We start from the raw sequence: 21,213 nt of genomic DNA, 5'->3' as shown, positions 1-21,213 counted from the left end.
AAAAAATTCCATAGAACTATGCGCATGAGATAAAATTCCAGACTTGTTATCTATCCCTCTGTCAGTATACTTTTATTAATAAGTCTGTAGGGTTATCTGTACATGTGGAAAGTTTTGTTTGAGCAAAACCACATCTTCCTCTAGCTTTTTAAGATACGCCACATCTGAGTAGTTACTACTATTGCCAGTAAAATGAAACAGAGTTAGCTCTTTCAGATTTTTCATTTTCTTCAGTGTTTTCTGATTTGTTGCCACCTCATTTATCACACTCTGTGCACAGATGATTTTTTCAATCTGCTTAAACTCCAGAATTTCAACAGGCAGTTTAAATTTGCCAAAGAAGCTGTCATCTGAAAACAAGACATTGAGTGTAGTACCTTCCAGTTGTGCCTGATAAGCCAGTCGGGCAGGATCGCCACCTGCTACAAAACAACGTTTAACGATATAATGAAATTGCCGGTAGAAGTTTTGATTATTGTTACCCACCTTTCGGGTCCGCTCATCCAGTGCAAACAAAGACAATCCTGCCTTGGCTGTTTCTATGGCACTAAAAAGAGGATTTTTAAACAACTCATCTACAGTCTTATAAAAACCAGCTTTCTGTTGTTTCTTAATCACCTCATAGTGCTCACGGGGAAGATATTTTTCCAGCACTTTTTTAAAATGGATACTATACCCCTTTCCTCTCAGTGCATTCAGCAACAAAACCGGATACAACAATGGCTCCGGAATCCCACCTGCCAACATGATCTGAGCAGCTAGTTTAGTATTGTCTTCATCCAGGGAGCTAATCAGCCGTAACAGGTTTTCATGAACAGAATCCTCTGATTTAACCAAATAGGGAACTTCAAGCTTCTGTAAAAAATCACGTACATGAATAGGCAACGCAATAGGCAGTTTTCGTTTACAAATCTCTTCAGTCTGCTTTTGTGTGAGCTGTTCTCCTATACACACCAGGGTAGTTTGTGGGGTAAGTCTATCGGTAGCTTGGATGTTGTTTCTTTTGAATTGCTCTATGATTTCTTCTGAAGAATATCCTTTCATTTTTCCGAGTACAGACACCTGCTGTCTGGAAAGATCTGTTCCCTTCTGGAATGGTGATGTTATCCGCTTTTCCAACAGTGGCATTGCCCTTTCATTTAGTAAGCCAAAACTGAGTGCATGTAGCAAATCCTCTGTTGACATACTATCCGCACTGGTCAGATTATTCTGGAAAAGATTCAGATACACTGCCCTTACAGACTGTGAAAGTTTTCGTTTGCTACATTCCTGAATCAACTTGAGCACAGCAGCACCACTCACCCCACCTACATTTTGAAGAGGAGAATTATACAAGGAAAGCTTTTTCAACTTTTCCATCTGCATAATTCCTTCCGGTAGCACTTTTATTTTGTTTTCACCAAGATTCAGCACTTCCAATTGTGTAAACCGGACAATACTTTCAGGCAACTCAGTCAGCGTTGTTTCTTGTATAGCCAGATAGGTCAGAACATCCGGGTTGAGGAAAGACAGGAGTTCTTCCAGTTGCGATAGCTTACCCTTTTTTAGGGAAAAGCTCTTTACTTGAGTTAGTTGTTCACTAAGCTCTACGGTTACCTCCTGAACAGATAATTTTTCCAGCATAGGTAATCCATTCAAACACACAGGAAAGGTCGGATATTCCGGACAGCCAAATTCAATTGTCAGTTCCTTTAAATTTTTAAATACACCAATCTGAGGGGCTATTCTTCTTGTCAGATATCCTACTGAACCCCTCATTAACAAAACCAGTACCTGCCAATGTTTCTGACTCATTATCTCTTGTTCCAGCAAATCCTGATCAGTTGATAGAATAGTAATATCCTGAAAATAAATGTTGTCCGGGCCAGCTAAAGCCAGCCTATACTCAATAACAAGGGAATGATAAATATATTCATGGAGTTGAATCCCAATACAATTGGGGTATGCAGCAAAAGCAGCTGCCAGCGAAGGAAATGATGCAATCATACTAAATTAGAGTGGTGAAACCAGAAGCAACTCAAGAAACTTCTGTAGTTTATATACACTTGCAAAAAACAATAAAAGTTATTTCTCTTCGTTAAAATATTTTCAAATAAAGTGACTCTTCAATTTCAATAAAATAATTTTTACCATCTTCCAGCAATACTTTCTACATGTATGTTTAGGCCATTCCCACTTTGCATTAATTTTAGCAGCTAGTAATATGACAAAAAAGTAACAAGGTATGTGGTACACCAACAAACCAGACTTTAAATAGTTTCATGAAGACAGAAATTCCTCAATAGGGAAAGAATTTTTTGGAATAGAAGCAACTATTGGTAGGAGAAATATAAATAAAAAATACGCGTAGTTTGGTATATAGATTATATACCAAACTACGCGTATTTCCTTAGTAAAGCAGAATGTTTAAACTCTGCCAAAGTTTATTTCTTAGTAGAAAACTTGTATACAGTTGTAGTTGCATACGTTTCTCCGGGACGAAGCACTGTACTTGGGAAAGAAGGCTTGTTTGGAGCATCCGGATAGTGTTCTGTTTCGAGACAGAAACCATAGCGGTGTTTGTATACTATACCATTTTTACCAGTAATGGTACCATCCAGGAAGTTACCAGTGTAGAACTGCACAGCAGGTTCGGTAGTGTATGTATCCAGTACACGTCCGCTAGTTGGTTCGTAAACAGTCGCTACATGTTTCAGAGAATCTTTGGACTCTTTCAATACCCAGCAGTGGTCGTATCCTAAACCATATTTAATCTGCACATCCGAAGAATCATTGATACGTGCTCCGATTTTGGTAGACGTATTGAAATCAAAAGGAGTTCCGGCTACAGGTTTTAACTCACCAGTAGGAATCAGGCCTTTATCTACAGGTACCAGTTTATCGGCATACAACGTTACCTCATGATCCAGAATATCACGTTTTACTCCACCTGTCAGGTTGAAGTACGTATGGTTAGTCAGGTTGACAACTGTAGGTTTATCGGTAGTAGCTTTGTAACTGATTTGAAGAGAGTTATCATTCTTTAGTTGGTAGGTTACTTCGGTAGTCAATGTACCGGGATATCCTTCTTCGCCATCTTTGCTCACATAGGTCAGTTTCAATGATGGCTCCTCTCCTTCTACTGGAGTTGCATCCCACAACACTTTATCGAATCCTACTTTACCACCATGCAATGCATTGGGGCCATTGTTAGTAGCGAGTGTGTAGGTTTTTCCATCCAACGTAAATTTACCTTTTCCGATACGGTTGCCATATCGTCCAATCAATGCACCAAAGTACGGTACACCTTTCAGATAGCCACCCAGAGAGTCACATCCCAATACTATATCTTCATATTTACCATCCTTGTCAGGAGCAGTCCAGGAAACGATAGTACCACCATAGTTGGTAATTTTCACTTCCATACCAGAAGCATTGCGGAGGGTATACAGATCGGCAGTTTTGCCATCAGGCAATGTGCCAAAAGGAGCATCTTTTTGAATTCCGGCTTTCGGGGTTTGTTCCATTACATTTACGGAGTCTTGATTTTCTGAAGTTTTGCTTTTCTGGTCACAGGATACCAGTGCCATACTACCCAGCAAGAGGGTAGCAAAAAATATCTGAGAGAACGTTTTCATGCAGGTGTAACAGGTGTAAAGGTGTATAAGTGATTAAAAATCTGTAGTGGATGTCTATCTTTCATCCACTACAGGCGTATTTTTACCATTTGCCAGCCATATCCTTCAGGAATTTCTCCAACCCAGAATCTGTCAATGGGTGTTTCATCAATGCAGTAATAGCACTCAGAGGTCCGGTCATTACGTCAGATCCCAGTTCTGCACACTTGATAATATGCATAGGGTGACGTACAGAAGCGGCCAGAATCTGAGTGGCATATCCGTAGTTATCATAAATGAGACGAATCTGTTCGATCAGTTTTAACCCATCTGTAGATACATCATCCAAACGGCCTACAAACGGAGATACATAGGTAGCTCCTGCTTTGGCTGCCAGTAAAGCTTGTCCGGCAGAGAATACCAGTGTACAATTGGTTTTGATCCCTTTTTGTGAAAAATATTTAATGGCTTTGATGCCATCTTTGATCATCGGCACTTTCACAACGATCTTTGGGTCCAGAGCTGCCAGCAATTCGCCTTCTTCCACCATTCCTTTAAACTCTGTTGAGATTACTTCCGCACTTACATCTCCATCTACAATATTGCAGATAGCCCGGTAGTGATTCAGAATATTTTCTTTTCCGGTAATACCCTCTTTGGCCATCAGAGAGGGGTTTGTGGTTACGCCATCCAACACGCCCAGATCCTGAGCTTCCTGAATCTCTTTCAGATTTGCTGTGTCAATAAAAAACTTCATTGGTAAATTGGTATTAGGGTTTTGGTAAAAAATAGAACTACATTTTATAGCGAAGTGGTTTTAGCTAACTACACTTATTATTGTATCATTAGAACAACCACTTCTTTGTATTGGACTTTAGTTGTTGGATTTGTATTGATAGTAATTACAGCTTAGCCAGTTCTTCTTTTAGATTGATAGACTTATAATTGTCTACACACTTCATCACACTACTGATAGATGAAAATTCCTCAGCTTTATGGGTTGTAGTAAGAATAATAGCCTTCATACCTGCATTTCGGGCTGTTTTAGCACCTGTAGGAGAATCTTCAAATACCAGACAATTGGCATAGGGTACCTCCAGCACGTCTGCTACTTTAAAAAATACTTCCGGGTCAGGTTTGCCATTTGTTACATCCCGGTCAACGACAACAGCTTTGAAATAATGACGTATATTCAGATTATCCAGCACATAGTCTACATTTTCAAAACGGGCAGCTGTGCCAACTCCCATCGGTATACCTGCCTGATATGCTTCTTCCAACAGTTCAGGTAATCCCTCTACCAGTTTCAACTGAGACAAAAAGATTTCCCTATAGCGGGCTTCTTTATCAGATGATATCTGATCTCGTTCTTCAAAGGTATATTTATCTCCGAATAAACGCACCAGAATATCATCGTTTTTGCCGTGGCAGTTTGCCACTACTTCATCCAGCGTGAGTTCCAATCCCACTTCTGCCAGTTTCTTTTGCCAGGCATGATGGTGGACCATCATATTGTCCACCATTGTACCGTCCATATCAAAAATAAGTCCGAATTTCTTTTCTGTCATTACCAAAATAAAGTATATATCAATATAATTAATGCGAAAATACCCGCTGCACCCAAACGAAACGAAGAAGTGGTTTTGAACCAGTCTTTATTTACCTCCAGTGCATTTTTGTTGTCTTTTCCTTTGGATTCGATCAGGCTAATGGTAACATGAACAGCTACACAGATCCAGAACACGATTCCCATCCGATTCAGGAAAGGTATTTCCGGAAACTGATATTTGAAAAAGGTTGATAGAGGAATACTTAGTACAGCGGCTACCAATGCAGCATTTGCCGTAGCCTTCCTCCAGAAGAATCCTAACAGGAAGATAGCCAAGATGCCTGGTGAAATAAAGCCTGTATATTCCTGTATGTATTCAAATCCTTGTCCAAAGTTTTTCAACAGTGGGCTAATTGCCAATGCAATAATAAACGAAACTACAATAGCTACCCTTCCCAGCCAGACAGTTTTTTTCTCATCCAGATTCGGATTGATAAACTTCTTGTGAATATCCAGCATATAAATAGTAGAAATACTATTAGCCTTGCCAGCCAAAGAAGCCACAATCGCAGCAGTCAACGCAGCAAAAGCCAAGCCTTTTAAACCTACAGGTAACAGGTTCAGCAACACTGGATAGGCATTGTCAGGCTTTACTACTCCACTTTCTGTAATACCTTTGATAATAGCAGGGTCGGCTTGTTCCTGGAACAACACGTAAGCAGCCAAACCTGGTAGCACCACGATAAAAGGCATCATCAGCTTCAGGAAAGCGGCAAATAATAATCCACTACGAGCAGTAGTCAGATCAGCACCCAATGCCCGTTGAGTAATATATTGGTTACAACCAAAATAGTTAAAGTTTACAATCCATTGTCCTCCTACAATAAACATAAGTAAGCCAGGCAATTGATTGTATGCATCTATCATTCCCCCTTTGCCGTTGTGTACCTGATATTGTCCCGGACTAAAAATCATATGCATATGGCTATCTGCTTTTTGTTTGATCAGGCTCAGTCCTTCAAAAACTCCACTTCCTGTACCAACCTTATCAGACAACAACTGCAGGGCCAGATAGGTAGTTGCTAACCCGCCTATCACCAGACAAACTACCTGAATTACATCTGTGTATCCGATTACTTTCATCCCGCCTAGTGTGATAAATACAGCAAATACGGTCAGAAAGATAGCACAAGGCATAAACCCAAATCCAGTCATTTTCTCCAGACTCAGGGCTCCGAGATAGATGATAGAAGTCAGGTTTACAAGGATATACAAGAACAACCAGAATACTGCCATGATGGTAGCCAGACGATTATCATACCGCATTTGTAGAAACTGCGGCATGGTGTATATCTTGTTTCGGATATACATAGGCAGGAAATAAATGGCAATGATGATCAGAGAAAAACCACCCACTACCTCATAGACAGAAATAGCCAACCCCAATTGAAACGCCTGTCCACTCATACCAATAAACTGCTCAGCAGAAATATTGGAAGCGATAATAGAAGCACCTATTGCCCACCAAGTAAGAGAACCTTCTGCAAGGAAGAAATCTTTGGAATCAGCTGTTTGCTTGCCTTTGTGTTTATATACCCAATAACCATAGGCAGCCACAATGATGAAATAAATAAGGAAAATAATGTAATCGGTGGTCTCTAGTCCGAGTTTCATAGAAATACAGGGTTCAAAGTGATTTAGCTAATTATTTTCTGTCAGATGTTATTTTATTTTCACAACAAATTATTTTTTTATTCCTATTTCAAACTGACCATATGTATCCACAGACAACAGAGCAAAAAAACCAAAACAGAGGGATATATGTTCAGGAACACTGACACTTCAGTTTAGAGAGCAAAAGTGTCAGTATATTTTCTATTCTAATTTTGTGGCAATGTGGTTATCTTCAACTAAAGTTATCTCAGATTTCCGCTCACCATTCTTCCACCAGCTTCTTCATTTTTTGCTTGCCCAAAAAAGAACAACAAATGAGAATTTGTTGGGCCAGGATGTGGGCCAGCCGCAAAAAAGGACAAAAAATTCCAAAACTTCGCCCCACAAGGCCAACGCTAGACCCGTGGAATTTTTATCCTCACGCACCTATACTACCTATCGCGATTGAAGTCTACTTTACTTTCTTTGTACCTTTTTGTTTATTTTTCAGAAAAAAACATGAAATAAAAACAGATCAACAACCTTGTCCATAATAGGCGTTTTTGCCATGTTTACGGAAGTAGTGCTTGTCGATCAGAGTTTGTTTGATAGTGGGTGTATTGGGGTTGATAGTAAGTGTCAGATGGGCCATCTTAGCCAGCTCTTCCAATACAGTAGCGTTATATACAGCTTTTGCAGGATCTTTTCCCCAGGTAAACGGACCATGACAGGCAACTAACACCATTTCTACTTCTTCTGGAGATAAATTTAACTCTTTGAAAATATTCAGAATCTGATTACCTGTTTCCAGTTCGTAATCTCCGGTTATCATCTCATCAGTCATTACATCTGTCACTGGTACGGCTGCCACCAGATGGTCAGCATGCGTAGTTCCCATGTTGGGGATAGGACGCATAGCCTGAGCCCAAGCCACAGCATAAGTTGAATGAGTATGACATACTCCACCAATATGTTCAAAATGTTTGTAAAGCAGTGTATGCGTTTTGGTATCTGAAGAAGGACGCATATTTCCTTCTACCAGTTGATTATCCAAATCTACAATTACAATATCGCTGGGCTTCAGATTATCATAGGGCACTCCACTGGGTTTGATACCAACTACACCTGCTTTGCGATCAATACCGCTCACATTGCCAAATGTATAGATTGCCAGCTTTTGTCTGGGAATCTCCATATTGGCCTCATATACCTGCTCTTTTAAAGATTGATAAATAGACATGTAGGCAAAAGTTAAATACAGATCAACTATAAAAATATTGTAAAAGGAAGAGACCAAAGAAAGCCTCTTCCTTTTGGAATTATTTCAGTTCCAGTACCACCACAGAAATCGGAGGCAATGTCACTTTCAGGTTATCACCTTTGATAGACGCACCTTTAAAGGCTGCAGGTTTTACTTTATCAGGACTTTCAAATGTGTTATGATCCTGCACCTTCGCAGAAGTAAGGATACGACCTGTTACACCTGATGCTTTCATCCCACGCAAGTTCAGTGATATTTCCTGCGATTTAGAAGGATCGATATTTACCAGAGAAATATGGGTCACACCATTTTTGTCTCTGGAAGCAGATACAGACAACGCAGGCAATTTTTCATTTCCGAATGTATAATCTGCTGTTTGTACATCAACAGGCAGCATGGTTGCGTCCTGGTGCACATTGTACATTTCTAATACATGATATGTAGGCGTCAGCAACATTTTTTCTTCATTGGTCAGAATGACAGCCTGAAGCACATTAATGGTTTGCGCCAGGTTTGCCATACGTACCCGATCACTGTATTTGTGGAAAATATTCAGTGTAGTACCTGCAATCATAGCGTCACGCATGGTATTCTGTTGGTATAGAAATCCAGGATTGGTTCCCGGCTCTACTTCATACCATCCCCCCCATTCATCTACTACCAAGGCTACTTTCTTTTTAGGATCATACTTATCCATGATGGTAGCGTGCTTATGAATCAGTTCATCCATAAGCAAAGCTTGTTTCATGGTTTTGAAATATAGATCTTCATCATAATTTACTGCAGGCCCTTTTTTATTCCAGTCAATAACAGAGTAATGGTGCAAAGCCAACCCATCCAGCATGTTATGTGGAATATCACGCATCAGTATTTCTGTCCAGTTGAAGTCAGCCGAGTTAGCACCAGAAGCAATCCGGAACAATTTGCTGGTATTAGACCAATCGCTCATGAATGTAGCATACTGGCGATAGATATTAGCATAATATTCAGCTTTCATATTACCACCACATCCCCAGGCTTCATTGCCCACTCCCCAGAAGTGCACATTCCAAGGTTTGTCACGACCATTCTCTTTACGTAGGTTAGCCATAGGACTTACGCCTTCATGGTTTACATACTGAACCCAGTCAGAAAGTTCTTTTACAGTTCCACTTCCTACATTACCAGCCAGATAAGGCTCTGTACCTAACTGCTCACACATATCCAGGAAATCATGTGTACCAAAGCTGTTGTCTTCTGTAACCCCACCCCACCAGGCATTCACCATAGAAGGACGCTGTTTTTTAGGTCCGATACCATCTTTCCAGTGGTATGTATCTGCAAAACAACCTCCCGGCCAACGTAGGTTTGGGATTTTCATTTTTTTCAGCGCCTCAATTACATCTGTACGGACACCGTTTTTGTTCGGGATTTTTGTATTGTTTTCGCCTACATAAAACCCGCCATAGACGCAACGTCCCAGATGCTCAGCAAAGTGACCATAAATATGTTTATTGATAGTCGTTTTGCCTAAGTCCCCATTAATGATAACCTGATTCTGAGCAAAAGTCCAGTATCCAGTTATGCTTAAAACAAGTGTTAAAAAGATTTTTTTCATAAGAGATTGATGGGTAGAATAGATTATTACGATACCGCAAAAAGGCAAAGAACAGGCAAGAAATAAGGATACTCCTTGCCTCCCATATACTCACTTACAGCTTTCCATAATATAATTCGCTCCAACGTAATTCATTCTTCAGTTGGCGCAATTCGGTGTTCTTATCAATAACCACCAGTTCTACTCCGACCATTTCAGCAAAGTCAGCAATGTATTCGGTGGTCAGGTTCTGGCTGTATACAGTATGGTGAGCTCCTCCAGCATAAATCCAGGCAGCACAACCTGTTTGCATATCGGGTTGAGGTTTCCACAATACTCGTGCAACAGGTAACTTAGGTAGTTCTTGTTGTACTTCAACAGCTTCTACTTCATTAACCAATAAACGGAAGCGATTGCCCATATCAATCAGAGAGACATTTAACGCAGGGCCACTGGCTCCATTAAATACCAGCCGCACAGGATCTTCTTTGCCACCGATACCTAGTGGGTGTACTTCACATTTTACTGTACCACTGGCAATAGAAGGACAAATTTCCAGCATGTGAGCTCCTAATACCATCTGGTTAGCAGGATCAAAGTGGTAAGTATAATCTTCCATAAAAGAGTTTCCACCTTTCAATCCACTTGCCATCACCTTCATGATATGTACCATAGCAGACGTTTTCCAGTCTCCTTCTCCTCCATATCCATATCCGGCAGCCATTAATCGCTGAGAAGCGATACCGGGCAACTGACGCATGCCATGCAGGTCTTCAAATGTATTGGTGTAAGCAGAGAAACCACCATCCTTCAAAAATGCGGTCAAGCCTAATTCAATACGTGCTGCTTCTACCAGAGATGCACGCATAGCTCCACCATTGGCCAAGGAAGCCATTAACTGATAGGTATCTTCGTATTCTTTGATCAGTGTATTAATCTCAGCATCTGTAACCTGATTGATTACTTTCACCAGATCACCTACTCCATGCGTATTTACTGAAAAGCCAAACTTCAGTTCAGCTTCTACTTTATCACCTTCTGTTACAGCTACCTGACGCATGTTATCGCCAAAGCGTACCACTTTCATGGTTTGCATTCTGTACTTTGCAGTAGCCACACGACTCCAGCTATTGATTTTCTCCAATACATCCTGCTGCTGCCAGTGACCAACTACCACCTTACGGTTCAGTCGCATACGAGACATAATGAACCCAAACTCTCTGTCACCATGGGCAGACTGATTCAGGTTCATGAAATCCATGTCAATATCACTCCATGGAATATCCCGGTTAAACTGTGTATGTAAGTGCAACAATGGCTTTTGTAAAGCTTTCAAGCCACCAATCCACATTTTAGCAGGTGAGAATGTATGCATCCAGGCAATGATGCCCACACAATTCGAAGCAACATTGGCATCCTGACATATTTTGTAGATTTCATCAGGTGTTTTTACCACAGGTTTAAAAACAACCCGAACAGGTATCTGGCTTGCTGAATTCAGAGAATCTGCAATAATTTTAGAATGCTCATCTACCTGACGAAGAGTTTCTTCTCCATACAAGTGCTGACTTCCGGTTACAAACCAGACTTCATATTGTTTTAAATCAATCATTGAAATATATGTGGTTAAATATAGGTCGGGATAATAAATATGTATTTGTATATCAGGCAGTCAATGAAGCTTCTGCTTGCTTTTTCAGATAAGAATGCTCAATAAAGTGGCCAAACTGAAGATATTTGGCATATAGTTTCTGATACACAGCAGAAACATCCGGACGAGGTTCATACACAGCATCAAAACCCGACGACATAGCCTCCTGCGCCTCTTCCATAGTTGCATAAACTCCTGCAGCTACAGCCGCACACATAGCCGCTCCCAATGCACAGGTTTGTTCGGATTTAGCAACCTTAATAGGCATATTCAGCACATCAGCCAATGTCTGCATGACAAAAGGAGACTTTTTGGCAACACCACCAATGGCAATTACCTGTTTGATAGCCACGCCTTCTTGCAGGAACCTCTCTACGATAGCTTTTGACCCAAATGCAGTAGATTCTACAAGAGATTTAAAAATACGCACGGTATCTGTACCTAGATTCAGGCCAGCCATAGCCCCTTTCAGTGTATGATTAGCATCGGGTGTACGACGTCCATTCAGCCAGTCAAGGGAAACCACATCTGTTTCTTTTACAGGTAATTTAGCAGCCTGTTCTGCCAAATAGGGAATCAATTGCTGGCTCAGTTTCTCAGCTACTTCCTCACCCAATAACTCACGAACAGGTTTTGTGATGATTCGCTGAAACCATGCATAAATATCACCAAACGCAGATTGTCCTGCTTCCATCCCAAGCATACCTGGTACCACAGATCCATCTACCTGCCCACAGATACCGCGGATTAACAAATGGCCTACTTCTTCCGAAGGAGCAGTAAGAATATCACACGTAGAAGTACCTATTACTTTACACAATGAATAAGGTTCAATACAAGCACCAACAGCGCCCATATGAGCATCAAAGGCCCCAACACCAATAATAACATCAGAAGACAATCCCAGCTTTTCGGCCCACTCAGGAGATATCTTGCCCATAGCCACATCTGAAGTATAAGATTCATCAAAAAGACGATCTCTTAGTCCTCCCAACAATGGATCTAGCTTTACCAAAAATTCATCCGATGGCAACCCTTCAAATTCGTCATTCCACATAGCTTTGTGACCCGCGGCACAACGTGAACGCTTCAACGTACGAGGATTTGTATTTCCTGTTAACACAGCAGAAATCCAGTCACAATGCTCTACCCAGGAATAAGCTTTGGAGCGAATACTTGCATCTACCCGTAATGTGCGTAGAATCTTTGCCCAGAACCATTCAGAAGAATAAATACCACCTACATATTTGGTAAAATCAGTTGCCCAGTGATAAGCCAGTTGATTTATCTCTTCCGCTTCTGCATTGGCTGTATGATCTTTCCATAGAATGAACATACCATTGGGATTTTCAGCAAACTCGGGTAATAGAGCCAACGGAGTGCCATTTTCATCTACGGCTACAGGTGTAGATCCTGTAGTATCGACAGAGATGCCTACCACGTTCTTGCGAACCTCTTCAGAAGTCTTAGCCAAAGCCCCTTTAATGGTTTCCTCTAAACCTTCGATGTAGTCCAATGGGTGCTGACGAAACTGAGAGATAGTTGGATCACAGTATGCTCCCTGTTTCCAACGTTTGTACTCATGTACTGCCGTACCAGCCACCTCTCCCGTTCCCGCATGTACAACCAGTGCCCGAACGGAATCAGTACCATAGTCCAGGCCTATAACATATACGTCTTTCATTAGTTTAAAAATGTTCAGGTGTTAAAAAAAGTATTTATTCTACTTTTGTGTTAGTATGACACAATTCTATGCAAAAGAAAAGTTTGTGTGTGCACAAACCTGATAATTAACCTTTCAAATCAGAAAAGTATCTGGCATGAAATTCCAGAACTCATGAAACTTATCCTGGTATTTCTCTCTGTTTAATTTATAGAGTGTTGCTTTTTTTGTAGCAGAATTTTCGTTTTTCTCTCCTGTATCGATCAATAAACCTGTTGACAAAAGTTTACGGCTAAAATTGCGCCGATCCAATGTCATTCCATAAATAGCTTCGTAAAGTTTTTGTAACTGAGGAATTGTAAATTTTTCTGGCATGAGTTCAAAGCCCAGAGGATGCAAAGCAGCTTTGTATCGTAAACGTTCTCGGGCAAGCTCAACCATTTTGGCATGATCAAAGATAAGTTCAGGTATATCATTTAAACTAATCCAGTATGCATTGTGTGCTTTTACTGCTTCGGGGTCATGATCATCAATATTAATCAGTGCAAAGAAACCTACCGAAACAGTCCGTTCTACAGGGTCTCTGTCTACCTTTCCAAAAGTTTGTAGTTGCTCCACATAAATATCCCGTAACCCTGTTAGTTCATATAAAATACGGGCAGCTGCTACTTCCAGATCTTCTTCTTCGTTCAAAAATCCACCCATCAGCGACCATTTTCCTTTCTCCGGCTCAAAATTTCTTTTGATGAGCAATAACTTGAGAAACTCACCATCAAAACCAAAAATGATACAATCAAGAGCTACCAGTATGCGTGTAGGGTGGTTGTATCTTGTCATAGATATCTTGTTTCAGGGTATGTGGTGTCAGGTCGGGCGGTTAATACTGAAGTGGGGAAGAGCCAAAGGCTCTACCTACTTCAGTATTATAACCCCTAAACAAATGATTCATATTTACTAAAACATGAATTGTGTTTAGTTGACACAATATTACAACATTATTTTGTTACTTTTCTAATATTAAATGACATTTTTTTTCATCGGATGTTTCTCAGCATCGGTTACTAGCTTGTACTGTATAACAACTACTACCAATAAGGATACAACTACCACATAGCCAACACATTACTATTTAACTCAATTTCACTCTTACTACAGAGAATGAATTTGGTGCCAGTGTCAGGCTTATCTGTTTTCCTTTCAATGTCACAGATTGTTCGGCAGGACTTACCAGCGTTGGGTCTTCAAATGAGTTAACACTTTCCAGATTTTCACTTTTTAGTATCCAAAGTTTTCCGGTTTTCCCTACCTTTTTAGCACTCTCAATAACCACGTTGGTTGTTTGAGATTTGTCAGAAGTGTTTACAATCTTCACAACCAATTCCTGTGTATTTTTATCCAAGACAGAAGAAGCATATAGATCATTCTGCCCAGCAACAGCTTCGTTTTTCTGTACCAATGGTACTACCTGTGTTCCTTTATGAACAGAATATAGCTTCTGTACATAATAGTTAGGTGTCCCATACGAACGTAGATTGTCAAACCAGATCAAATCAGGAGTCCACTGCCAACCTTCTGCATGGGCAAATAATGGTGCATAAGATGCCATATGTACTACATCCGCATTGCGTTCCAGACCTGTCATAAAAGCAGCTTCAGCCAAAGCACATTTCCAGTTATTTTTATTGTCAGGACTTACTGTTGCAACGCTTTGGGCAGCATATTCTCCTGCAAAAATCTTTGGCCCGTTACGGTCATAGTTATCATATCGATGAGCATTTTGTAAAAACCAATCAGGAGCACGATAGTAGTGTTCGTCAATAATATCAACGTTCATGCTACGCAGGTTTTTGTTCAGGTAGTCAAAACGTTCCCCATTCGGGTCTGTACCTGAACTATTAACCAGTTTGATAGTAGGATATTTTTCTTTGATTGCTTTGGTAAACAGAGGAAGGCGTTCCAGATACTGAGGTCCCCACTGCTCATTGCCAACACCCAGAAGCTTCAGATTAAAGGGTTTGGGATGTCCCATATCAGCTCTCAGCTTGCCCCATTTGGTATCTGTAGAACCATTGGCAAATTCTATCAGATCCAGTGCATCCTGAATGAACGGATCAATTTCACTCATAGGTACTACCTCTGCAGAGTTGAATTGACAAGCCATACCACAATTTAGAATAGGCAAAGGTTCTGCTCCAATGTCTTCGGCTAGCAGGAAATACTCATAAAAGCCTAATCCAAATGTCTGGAAATAATCAGGTGTGGGACGATGTTTAAACTCTGTATTCCAGCGATTGATAACCATCTCCCGACTCTGTACTTCTCCAACTGTCTTTTTCCATTGGTAACGAGTAGATAATTCACGCCCTTCTACAATACACCCTCCAGGGAAACGCAGGAAACCAGGTTTCATATCAGCTAGTAGCTGCACCAGATCCGCACGTAAGCCATTGGGGCGTTGCTTCCAGGTATTTTTTGGAAACAGGGAGATCATATCCAGATCCAGATTTCCAGTCCCAACAAACCATACAGCCAGCTTGGCCTTAGGCTCTGTAGCTGTAGCGGTCAGGCTCACTGATTGTTTTTTCCAGTCCTTATCCGTAGGAGTCAGGTCTGCTTTACCGATTACCTCTCCTTTTGTATTGATTAGTTCAATATGCAAAGTAAGGCTACTAGCGTCCGTTTTCCGTGTCCATACAGAAAAGTCATACGTTTCTCCTTGTTTAATACCCATTCCGCGAAACCCTTCGTTAATCAAACCATATTTGCCTTTATCAGAATTGGCAGTGACATGGATATACCGGGGATTGGTTGCCCCCTTCTCCAATCGATTCTCTACCAACGTACTGCCAAAAGCCTCTCCTTCTTTTTGTTCTTTCCACCCCATCATCGGTGCATTAAACTCAAACGAACGGTTTTTGACAAGTTCAGCATAAATCCCCCCATCAGCACCCAGGTTTATATCCTCAAAAAATATCCCCCACATGGTAGGTTGTATGGTTGCAGTAGGTTTATCAGCTTTTACAGTTAATACGGTTGGCGATTGCGCAAATAGTTGCGTTCCCGTTACAATAAGAGCCCAAACAGAGAACAGGCATTTTTTCATTTTGTGTACAATGGTTAAACTAACAATCGATATAAAAAATAAAGGAATACAAATAACAATTGATATCTACTCAGAAATAATATGATTTAATATCTCCAATCCAAAGATCTCTAAGTATACTCGTAAGATTATTTATCCGCTCACCAAATGATCAGATACCTTTCAGGATAATCTTATAGAAAGATCCTAACAGGTATCTGATTATAATGAGTATTTTATATTTACAAACTACTCATTTTATAAAGAAAATTATTTCACTCCAGTATTACTTTTCGGGTTACCACTTTATTCTCGCTTACCAGTTGAATAATATAAAGTCCTGAAGCCAGATTTAACTCTGAAAATGTAATAACACCTCCTTCTATTTTTTTACTTCTGGCAATACTTCCTTTTGAATCAATAAGGTTTAGCCGGGTATACATTCCTACCTCTTTCTCGCCCAAAACTACACTAAAACCCTTGTTTCTGGCAGTTGGATTTGGATATACAGAAATATCATCATCAGAATTCACCTCCTCAAAAGCCAGTCGTGAACTGGATGCAGTAGTAATAGTCCACTTCTGACAAGTACAGCCATTGTAATCCCATAATCCCAGTTGTGTTCCTGCTATTGTAGATGCACCAGGTACCTCTACTACTTTCTCGGAATTAACCGGATTGAAAATGTGGCTTCCATCTGCAGTCCGAAAGACTCTAAACTTTTGGCAATCATTATTCAGAGCACTATAGAGCTGAAGTTTGGTTCCGTTTGCACTTCCACAATTGATTATATCCACTACATTGCCAGTAGACATAGCTGTCTTGATCTGATAGGACCCATTTCCTGTTGTAGTAAATATCCATTTCTGACAAGTTAATGAGGAAGCTGTTCCCTGAGCTACGGCCTGCCCTATCACTCCTGTGCATCCCCAGGCATCCCAGTTCATTCCGCTATTGACGTTTTTAATGGTATAGGTTCCGGCTGCAATCCAGTCACGGGTCAGAAAAGGCCAATTGCTGCTAAAGCCCATATTGATAATATCTAGCTTAGGTGCACCATTATCATTTCCATCATAAAAATGAATGGAAACAAAGTTGGAACCTGCCTGCCGTAATAACCCAACATGTCCAGGTCCAATAAAACGGCCTGAAGAACCGAGTAATATTGAGCCTCCCCCACTTTTTAGATCTGTACCATTTTTGTCAACAAACGGTCCGGTAGGACTGGTAGATCTTCCTACAATAATATAATAGGTACTACTGGTACCATTGCAACAGGAACCTCTATTTACAAACAGGTAATAATAACTTCCTTCTTTGACCAGGCAAGCGCCTTCCCAGTCTGCTCCATTGCCACCGGCCACGCGGGTCGGGGTAGAGCCTGATTTTACCTTTCCTGTAGAAGAATCAATCTGTACTACAGCAATACCTGCCGACCAGGAACCGTAAGCCATGAATACATTACTGCCATCTACTAAAATAGAAGGGTCAATGGCATTAAAGTTCGAAGTAGTTTGTGACTGAACAACCATCCCCTGATCAGTCCATGGACCAGCCGGAGTAGAAGCGGTAGCTACCCCAATAGCAGACACAGGCGATCCAAATGTGGAACAGGAATAGTAGAGATAGTATTTACCTCCAAAGTAGGCTATATCTGGAGCCCAGTAGGTATCATTATTATTCTTAAAATTAGGTACAGCCGTGTCTATCCAAGATGGACGTGTTGGCATAGCCACAGATGCATCCGTCCAGGTAATCAGGTCTGTTGAGTAGCGTGACGGAATTTTACTTCCTGTCATAAATATCCAATACGTACTTCCACTTTTGACAATTGTACTGGGATCATGTATACCTATAGATCCTTTCAGCAACTGTGCAGAGGCAGTGTGTACATGTACTAAGGTTATTAAGATAAGGCTAACACTCAATAAGGTGTTAAAAAAGTATTTGTGTGACATAGCACTTTACTGAATTGAAGTAAAACAGTAACCTACAGCGAGGTTTGCAGGATGGAAGTAAGGGAATAGATTGTTTGTCTCAACTATTCCCTTACTTCCTGTTTTGTATGGCAATGGATAGTATGCTAAAAACTTACTAACCCTTTCTTCCTTCATTTGTATGAAGAAATCCAGGTAAGTATAACTCGTATTTATAAGGTCTTCTTACCCCACACACCTAGTCCTTGTTTATTGATACCAGAAAAAACAATGGTTGGACGTTTATTTTCCCAATCCCATTCTCGCCAGATCAATAATTCCAGTTTCGCTTTTGTAGCGGCGTTAACAAGTTCCAGCGATTGCCCGATTAATTTCCAATGCAAATCTTTTTGATTCTTCACATTTCCATTGGCCAATAATTCCAATGATTTTGAGTTATTAAATAGGGTTGTATCATATTTCCATCCACCACGTATTTGTCCCTGCCAGAGTTGAGTCTTATCAGCGATTTCTGTTAACTCAATCTGTTCCCACTTTCCAATGAGTTCATTCTTTTCTATTTTACTTTGTGGCACATTTGCATATCGTTCAGGAGAAACCACAGGCCAGCCATCTTGTGTCCAGTTCATTTTGCGTACATGCAATACCATCGGTTGATTGGTTGGTGCCAGACGTCCCTGGTGAAGCATGTAAAAGGCTCCGTTATCATTAATTACACTACAATGTCCTACTCCAGCCCAGCCTGCATGATTTTGAAAACGATACGCATAGGTTAGGATAGGATAGTTATTGGTAGTATCAGCCATATTTTTGCCATTCATATCAAAATATGGTCCTTCCGGTTTATCGGCCCTTCCTACCCTTACATTGTAATGAGTAAATAGGGCATCATAGGAAACAAACAAGTAATACTTTTTAAACTGAGAATTGTATATCACTTCAGGAGCCTCCACAACCCGACTCTTCGCTTCTGCCCTATTCACAACCAGATGCCCCTGATCACCTTCCTTGACCAGAAGTCCGGTAACAGGATTGAGTTCGACACAGTATAGCCCACCAAAATAAGAACCATACAGCATCCACTGTTTACCATTTACAACATCATTGACAATGGTTGGATCTATAGCATTCATCAGGCTTGTCGAATCTGTTTTTACTACATCTCCTGCCTGAGTCCAGGGGCCGATAGGTGATGTACTGGTAGCTAATCCGATATAAGAAGTCTTTTTTCCGAAAAGAGATACAGCATAGTACATCCGGAAAGTATTGCCTTGTTTCAATACATAAGGAGCCCAAACATTCTGAGGCTCTTTACCTCCACTAACAGATCGTATATGCTGTACAGCCTCATCGGGAATCTTATCCAATGCCCATCCCAGAAATTCCCAGTGTACCAGATCTTTGGAACGACGCACTTGAATATTTCCCTGCTTTACTTCCGGATTTTTTCGTTCAGCATTTCTGGGAAAATAAATAGCATCCGTAGAGTATACATAATAGTACTCTCCCACTTTGATACAGGAAGGATCATGGACATTATACCCTGCCCATTCTTTATAATGATCCAATCCGGCAATGTCTGTATAATCGTCTTTTATCTGAGGATCTAAGGTTTGTGTTTGTGCAAAGCCTGTTATGAAAGATCCCACTAACCAGAATAAAAATATGATTCGAATTTTTAGAGTCATTTTAGGTAGAGATTAATGCAAGTGGAGAAAGAATTTTACTTCTTTCCCCAGATTGCTTTTCCATTGGCATCTAATCCGGTAAATACGAGGCAAGCTTTTTTGTTTTCCCAATCTCTTCCACGTTCCACATATACTTTGGTAGTTACACTATTCTGAGTTAGTGAAAGCCAGGGAGCTGTGTATGCCCATTTGTTATCAGAAGTATCATTGATGGTACCATCGGCATTTAATTTTAATGAAATAGAAGTCTGAAAATCTGGAGAGACTTGTTCAGTTGAATAACCAGGAACAACCTGATAATTTAACGTAATCTGCTCCCATTCTCCTGCTAATTCTGAATTAGCAATGGTTGTCTGTTCAGTAGCAGCATATCGTTCAGGGGAAACTATCGGCCATCCATCTTCTGTCCAGAACATTTTCCGCACATGCAGCACCATAAAGTACTTATCAATGCCAGGTCGTCCCTGATGTGCCATATAAAACTGATCACCAGTTTGAAAAACGGAACAATGGGAAGTTCCCTGCCAGCCACTATGTCCATTGAACTTATAGGGGGCTACAATCATTGGGATATTATCCTGTTCCAGATTCATGTCATTGCCATTGAAATCAAAGAAAGGACCTTCAGGAGAATCTGCTCGACCGACTCGTACATTGTACTTGGTTTCCAGCCAGTCGTATGCGATAAACAAATAATATTTTTTGAAGGTACTGTTATAAATAATCTCAGGCCCTTCAATATTTCCATTCACCACTCCTCCTGTAAAACCACGTTGAGCCACCCGGGTACCTTTCGAACTCGTGTTGGTCGCTAATCCTGTTGTGGCATTGAGTTTCAGGATATAAATACCATCCCAGGCAGACCCATAATACATCCAGTGTTGCCCCTGCTGATCAATTAATACAGTAGGATCAATCGCATTAGTTTGTATAGTAGTAGTGTTCAGTGATGTTACAACCAATCCTTTTTCCGTCCATGGGCCTGTAGGAGAGGTAGCAGTTGCCAGACCAATCACACTCAATCTGGGAACAGCAGAGGAAAGAGAGTAATACAATCTGAACTCGCTGCCCACTTTTATAGTATACGGAGCCCAGAGAGATTGAAAAGGAGTTCCTCCGTTCTGTGAGATAAAGGCAGATCCTTTGGCAGGTAATCCATCAAACGCCCAGCCTACAAACTGCCAGTCAACCAAATCCTTCGAACGTCTGACCTGAATTCCAGCAGGAACAGTGATGCCATATCCTGCGTCTGTACTATAACAGTAATAATAATCTCCTTCTTTTATAATGGATGGATCATGCGTATTGTATGGTCCCCACTTATATCGGTATTCATAGGCAGATATACTGGCATAGGTATCTGTAAGCTGGTCTATATTAAAGACTGGGTTAGTTGTAGTTGTAGTATCTTTGCCACCAGGCGTTACGTCGGCTTCTTTTTTACAGGAATACAAACAACTATAAACCAAAAGCCATACAAGCAGAAGCTGCTTTAGTAGTATATTTTTCATACGCTTTGAATAGGTTTATGTAGGATAGCTGATTAGCTGGTTTATC

At 40.7% G+C, this 21,213-nt stretch carries 14 protein-coding genes; all 14 read right to left on the bottom strand.

Features of this window, described 5'->3' with window-relative positions; genetic code table 11:
• Positions 1-75: 75 nt before the first annotated feature.
• The 14 genes from QNI22_RS01280 to QNI22_RS01215 all read right to left on the bottom strand — a co-directional run bounded on the left by QNI22_RS01280 (position 76) and on the right by QNI22_RS01215 (position 21,167).
• Positions 76-1,986 (bottom strand): leucine-rich repeat domain-containing protein, encoded by a 1,911-nt coding sequence (locus QNI22_RS01280; RefSeq protein WP_314508786.1) that lies wholly within the window; start codon positions 1,984-1,986, stop codon positions 76-78.
• Between the two features lie 437 nt (positions 1,987-2,423).
• Positions 2,424-3,617, bottom strand: coding sequence for an aldose epimerase family protein (locus QNI22_RS01275; protein WP_419836217.1), 1,194 nt, complete (start codon positions 3,615-3,617; stop codon positions 2,424-2,426).
• A gap of 82 nt (positions 3,618-3,699) precedes the next feature.
• Positions 3,700-4,353, bottom strand: coding sequence for a fructose-6-phosphate aldolase (fsa, locus tag QNI22_RS01270; protein ID WP_313984145.1), 654 nt, complete (start codon positions 4,351-4,353; stop codon positions 3,700-3,702).
• Positions 4,354-4,498: 145 nt separating this feature from the next.
• On the bottom strand, positions 4,499-5,164 hold the full coding sequence (locus tag QNI22_RS01265) for an HAD family hydrolase (RefSeq protein ID WP_314508785.1): 666 nt from the start codon (positions 5,162-5,164) through the stop codon (positions 4,499-4,501).
• Complete coding sequence (locus tag QNI22_RS01260) at positions 5,164-6,819, bottom strand: sodium/sugar symporter (protein WP_314508784.1); 1,656 nt, start codon at positions 6,817-6,819, stop codon at positions 5,164-5,166. The genes QNI22_RS01265 and QNI22_RS01260 overlap by 1 nt, the downstream gene beginning before the upstream one ends.
• Before the next feature lie 514 nt (positions 6,820-7,333).
• Positions 7,334-8,038, bottom strand: coding sequence for an L-ribulose-5-phosphate 4-epimerase (locus QNI22_RS01255; RefSeq protein ID WP_314508783.1), 705 nt, complete (start codon positions 8,036-8,038; stop codon positions 7,334-7,336).
• 79 nt (positions 8,039-8,117) lie between these two features.
• Complete coding sequence (locus QNI22_RS01250; RefSeq protein WP_313996967.1) at positions 8,118-9,656, bottom strand: alpha-N-arabinofuranosidase; 1,539 nt, start codon at positions 9,654-9,656, stop codon at positions 8,118-8,120.
• Positions 9,657-9,750: 94 nt separating this feature from the next.
• Entirely contained in the window at positions 9,751-11,247 is a 1,497-nt protein-coding gene (gene araA / locus QNI22_RS01245; protein ID WP_314508782.1) for an L-arabinose isomerase, read from the bottom strand.
• 52 nt (positions 11,248-11,299) lie between these two features.
• Positions 11,300-12,970, bottom strand: a complete 1,671-nt coding sequence (locus QNI22_RS01240; RefSeq protein ID WP_314508781.1) for a ribulokinase — start codon at positions 12,968-12,970, stop codon at positions 11,300-11,302.
• Positions 12,971-13,084: 114 nt separating this feature from the next.
• On the bottom strand, positions 13,085-13,786 hold the full coding sequence (locus tag QNI22_RS01235; RefSeq protein ID WP_313984162.1) for an NUDIX hydrolase: 702 nt from the start codon (positions 13,784-13,786) through the stop codon (positions 13,085-13,087).
• A gap of 292 nt (positions 13,787-14,078) precedes the next feature.
• A complete protein-coding gene (locus QNI22_RS01230; protein WP_314508780.1) occupies positions 14,079-16,052 on the bottom strand; it encodes an alpha-L-arabinofuranosidase C-terminal domain-containing protein in 1,974 nt (657 codons plus the stop codon).
• A gap of 254 nt (positions 16,053-16,306) precedes the next feature.
• Entirely contained in the window at positions 16,307-17,989 is a 1,683-nt protein-coding gene (locus tag QNI22_RS01225) for a family 43 glycosylhydrolase (RefSeq protein ID WP_314508779.1), read from the bottom strand.
• Between the two features lie 191 nt (positions 17,990-18,180).
• The gene (locus QNI22_RS01220) at positions 18,181-19,656 is read right to left on the bottom strand and encodes an arabinan endo-1,5-alpha-L-arabinosidase (protein WP_314508778.1); all 1,476 of its coding nucleotides are present in this window, start codon (positions 19,654-19,656) and stop codon (positions 18,181-18,183) included.
• 35 nt (positions 19,657-19,691) lie between these two features.
• Positions 19,692-21,167: an arabinan endo-1,5-alpha-L-arabinosidase gene (locus QNI22_RS01215; RefSeq protein ID WP_314508777.1), complete on the bottom strand. Its 1,476-nt coding sequence runs from the start codon at positions 21,165-21,167 to the stop codon at positions 19,692-19,694.
• Positions 21,168-21,213: the final 46 nt, after the last annotated feature.

It is taken from the genome of Xanthocytophaga agilis (assembly GCF_030068605.1).
GTDB classification, from domain to species: domain Bacteria; phylum Bacteroidota; class Bacteroidia; order Cytophagales; family 172606-1; genus Xanthocytophaga; species Xanthocytophaga agilis.
This window is presented reverse-complemented; position numbering and strand designations above follow the sequence as displayed.

Excerpts from the sequence above, each read along its gene's own strand:
- QNI22_RS01280 (WP_314508786.1), bottom strand. The coding sequence starts at position 1,986 with ATGATTGCATCATTTCCTTCGCTGGCAGCTGCTTTTGCTGCATACCCC.
- QNI22_RS01275 (WP_419836217.1), bottom strand. The coding sequence starts at position 3,617 with ATGAAAACGTTCTCTCAGATATTTTTTGCTACCCTCTTGCTGGGTAGT.
- fsa (WP_313984145.1), bottom strand. The coding sequence starts at position 4,353 with ATGAAGTTTTTTATTGACACAGCAAATCTGAAAGAGATTCAGGAAGCT.
- QNI22_RS01265 (WP_314508785.1), bottom strand. The coding sequence starts at position 5,164 with ATGACAGAAAAGAAATTCGGACTTATTTTTGATATGGACGGTACAATG.
- QNI22_RS01260 (WP_314508784.1), bottom strand. The coding sequence starts at position 6,819 with ATGAAACTCGGACTAGAGACCACCGATTACATTATTTTCCTTATTTAT.
- QNI22_RS01255 (WP_314508783.1), bottom strand. The coding sequence starts at position 8,038 with ATGTCTATTTATCAATCTTTAAAAGAGCAGGTATATGAGGCCAATATG.
- QNI22_RS01250 (WP_313996967.1), bottom strand. The coding sequence starts at position 9,656 with ATGAAAAAAATCTTTTTAACACTTGTTTTAAGCATAACTGGATACTGG.
- araA (WP_314508782.1), bottom strand. The coding sequence starts at position 11,247 with ATGATTGATTTAAAACAATATGAAGTCTGGTTTGTAACCGGAAGTCAG.
- QNI22_RS01240 (WP_314508781.1), bottom strand. The coding sequence starts at position 12,970 with ATGAAAGACGTATATGTTATAGGCCTGGACTATGGTACTGATTCCGTT.
- QNI22_RS01235 (WP_313984162.1), bottom strand. The coding sequence starts at position 13,786 with ATGACAAGATACAACCACCCTACACGCATACTGGTAGCTCTTGATTGT.
- QNI22_RS01230 (WP_314508780.1), bottom strand. The coding sequence starts at position 16,052 with ATGAAAAAATGCCTGTTCTCTGTTTGGGCTCTTATTGTAACGGGAACG.
- QNI22_RS01225 (WP_314508779.1), bottom strand. The coding sequence starts at position 17,989 with ATGTCACACAAATACTTTTTTAACACCTTATTGAGTGTTAGCCTTATC.
- QNI22_RS01220 (WP_314508778.1), bottom strand. The coding sequence starts at position 19,656 with ATGACTCTAAAAATTCGAATCATATTTTTATTCTGGTTAGTGGGATCT.
- QNI22_RS01215 (WP_314508777.1), bottom strand. The coding sequence starts at position 21,167 with ATGAAAAATATACTACTAAAGCAGCTTCTGCTTGTATGGCTTTTGGTT.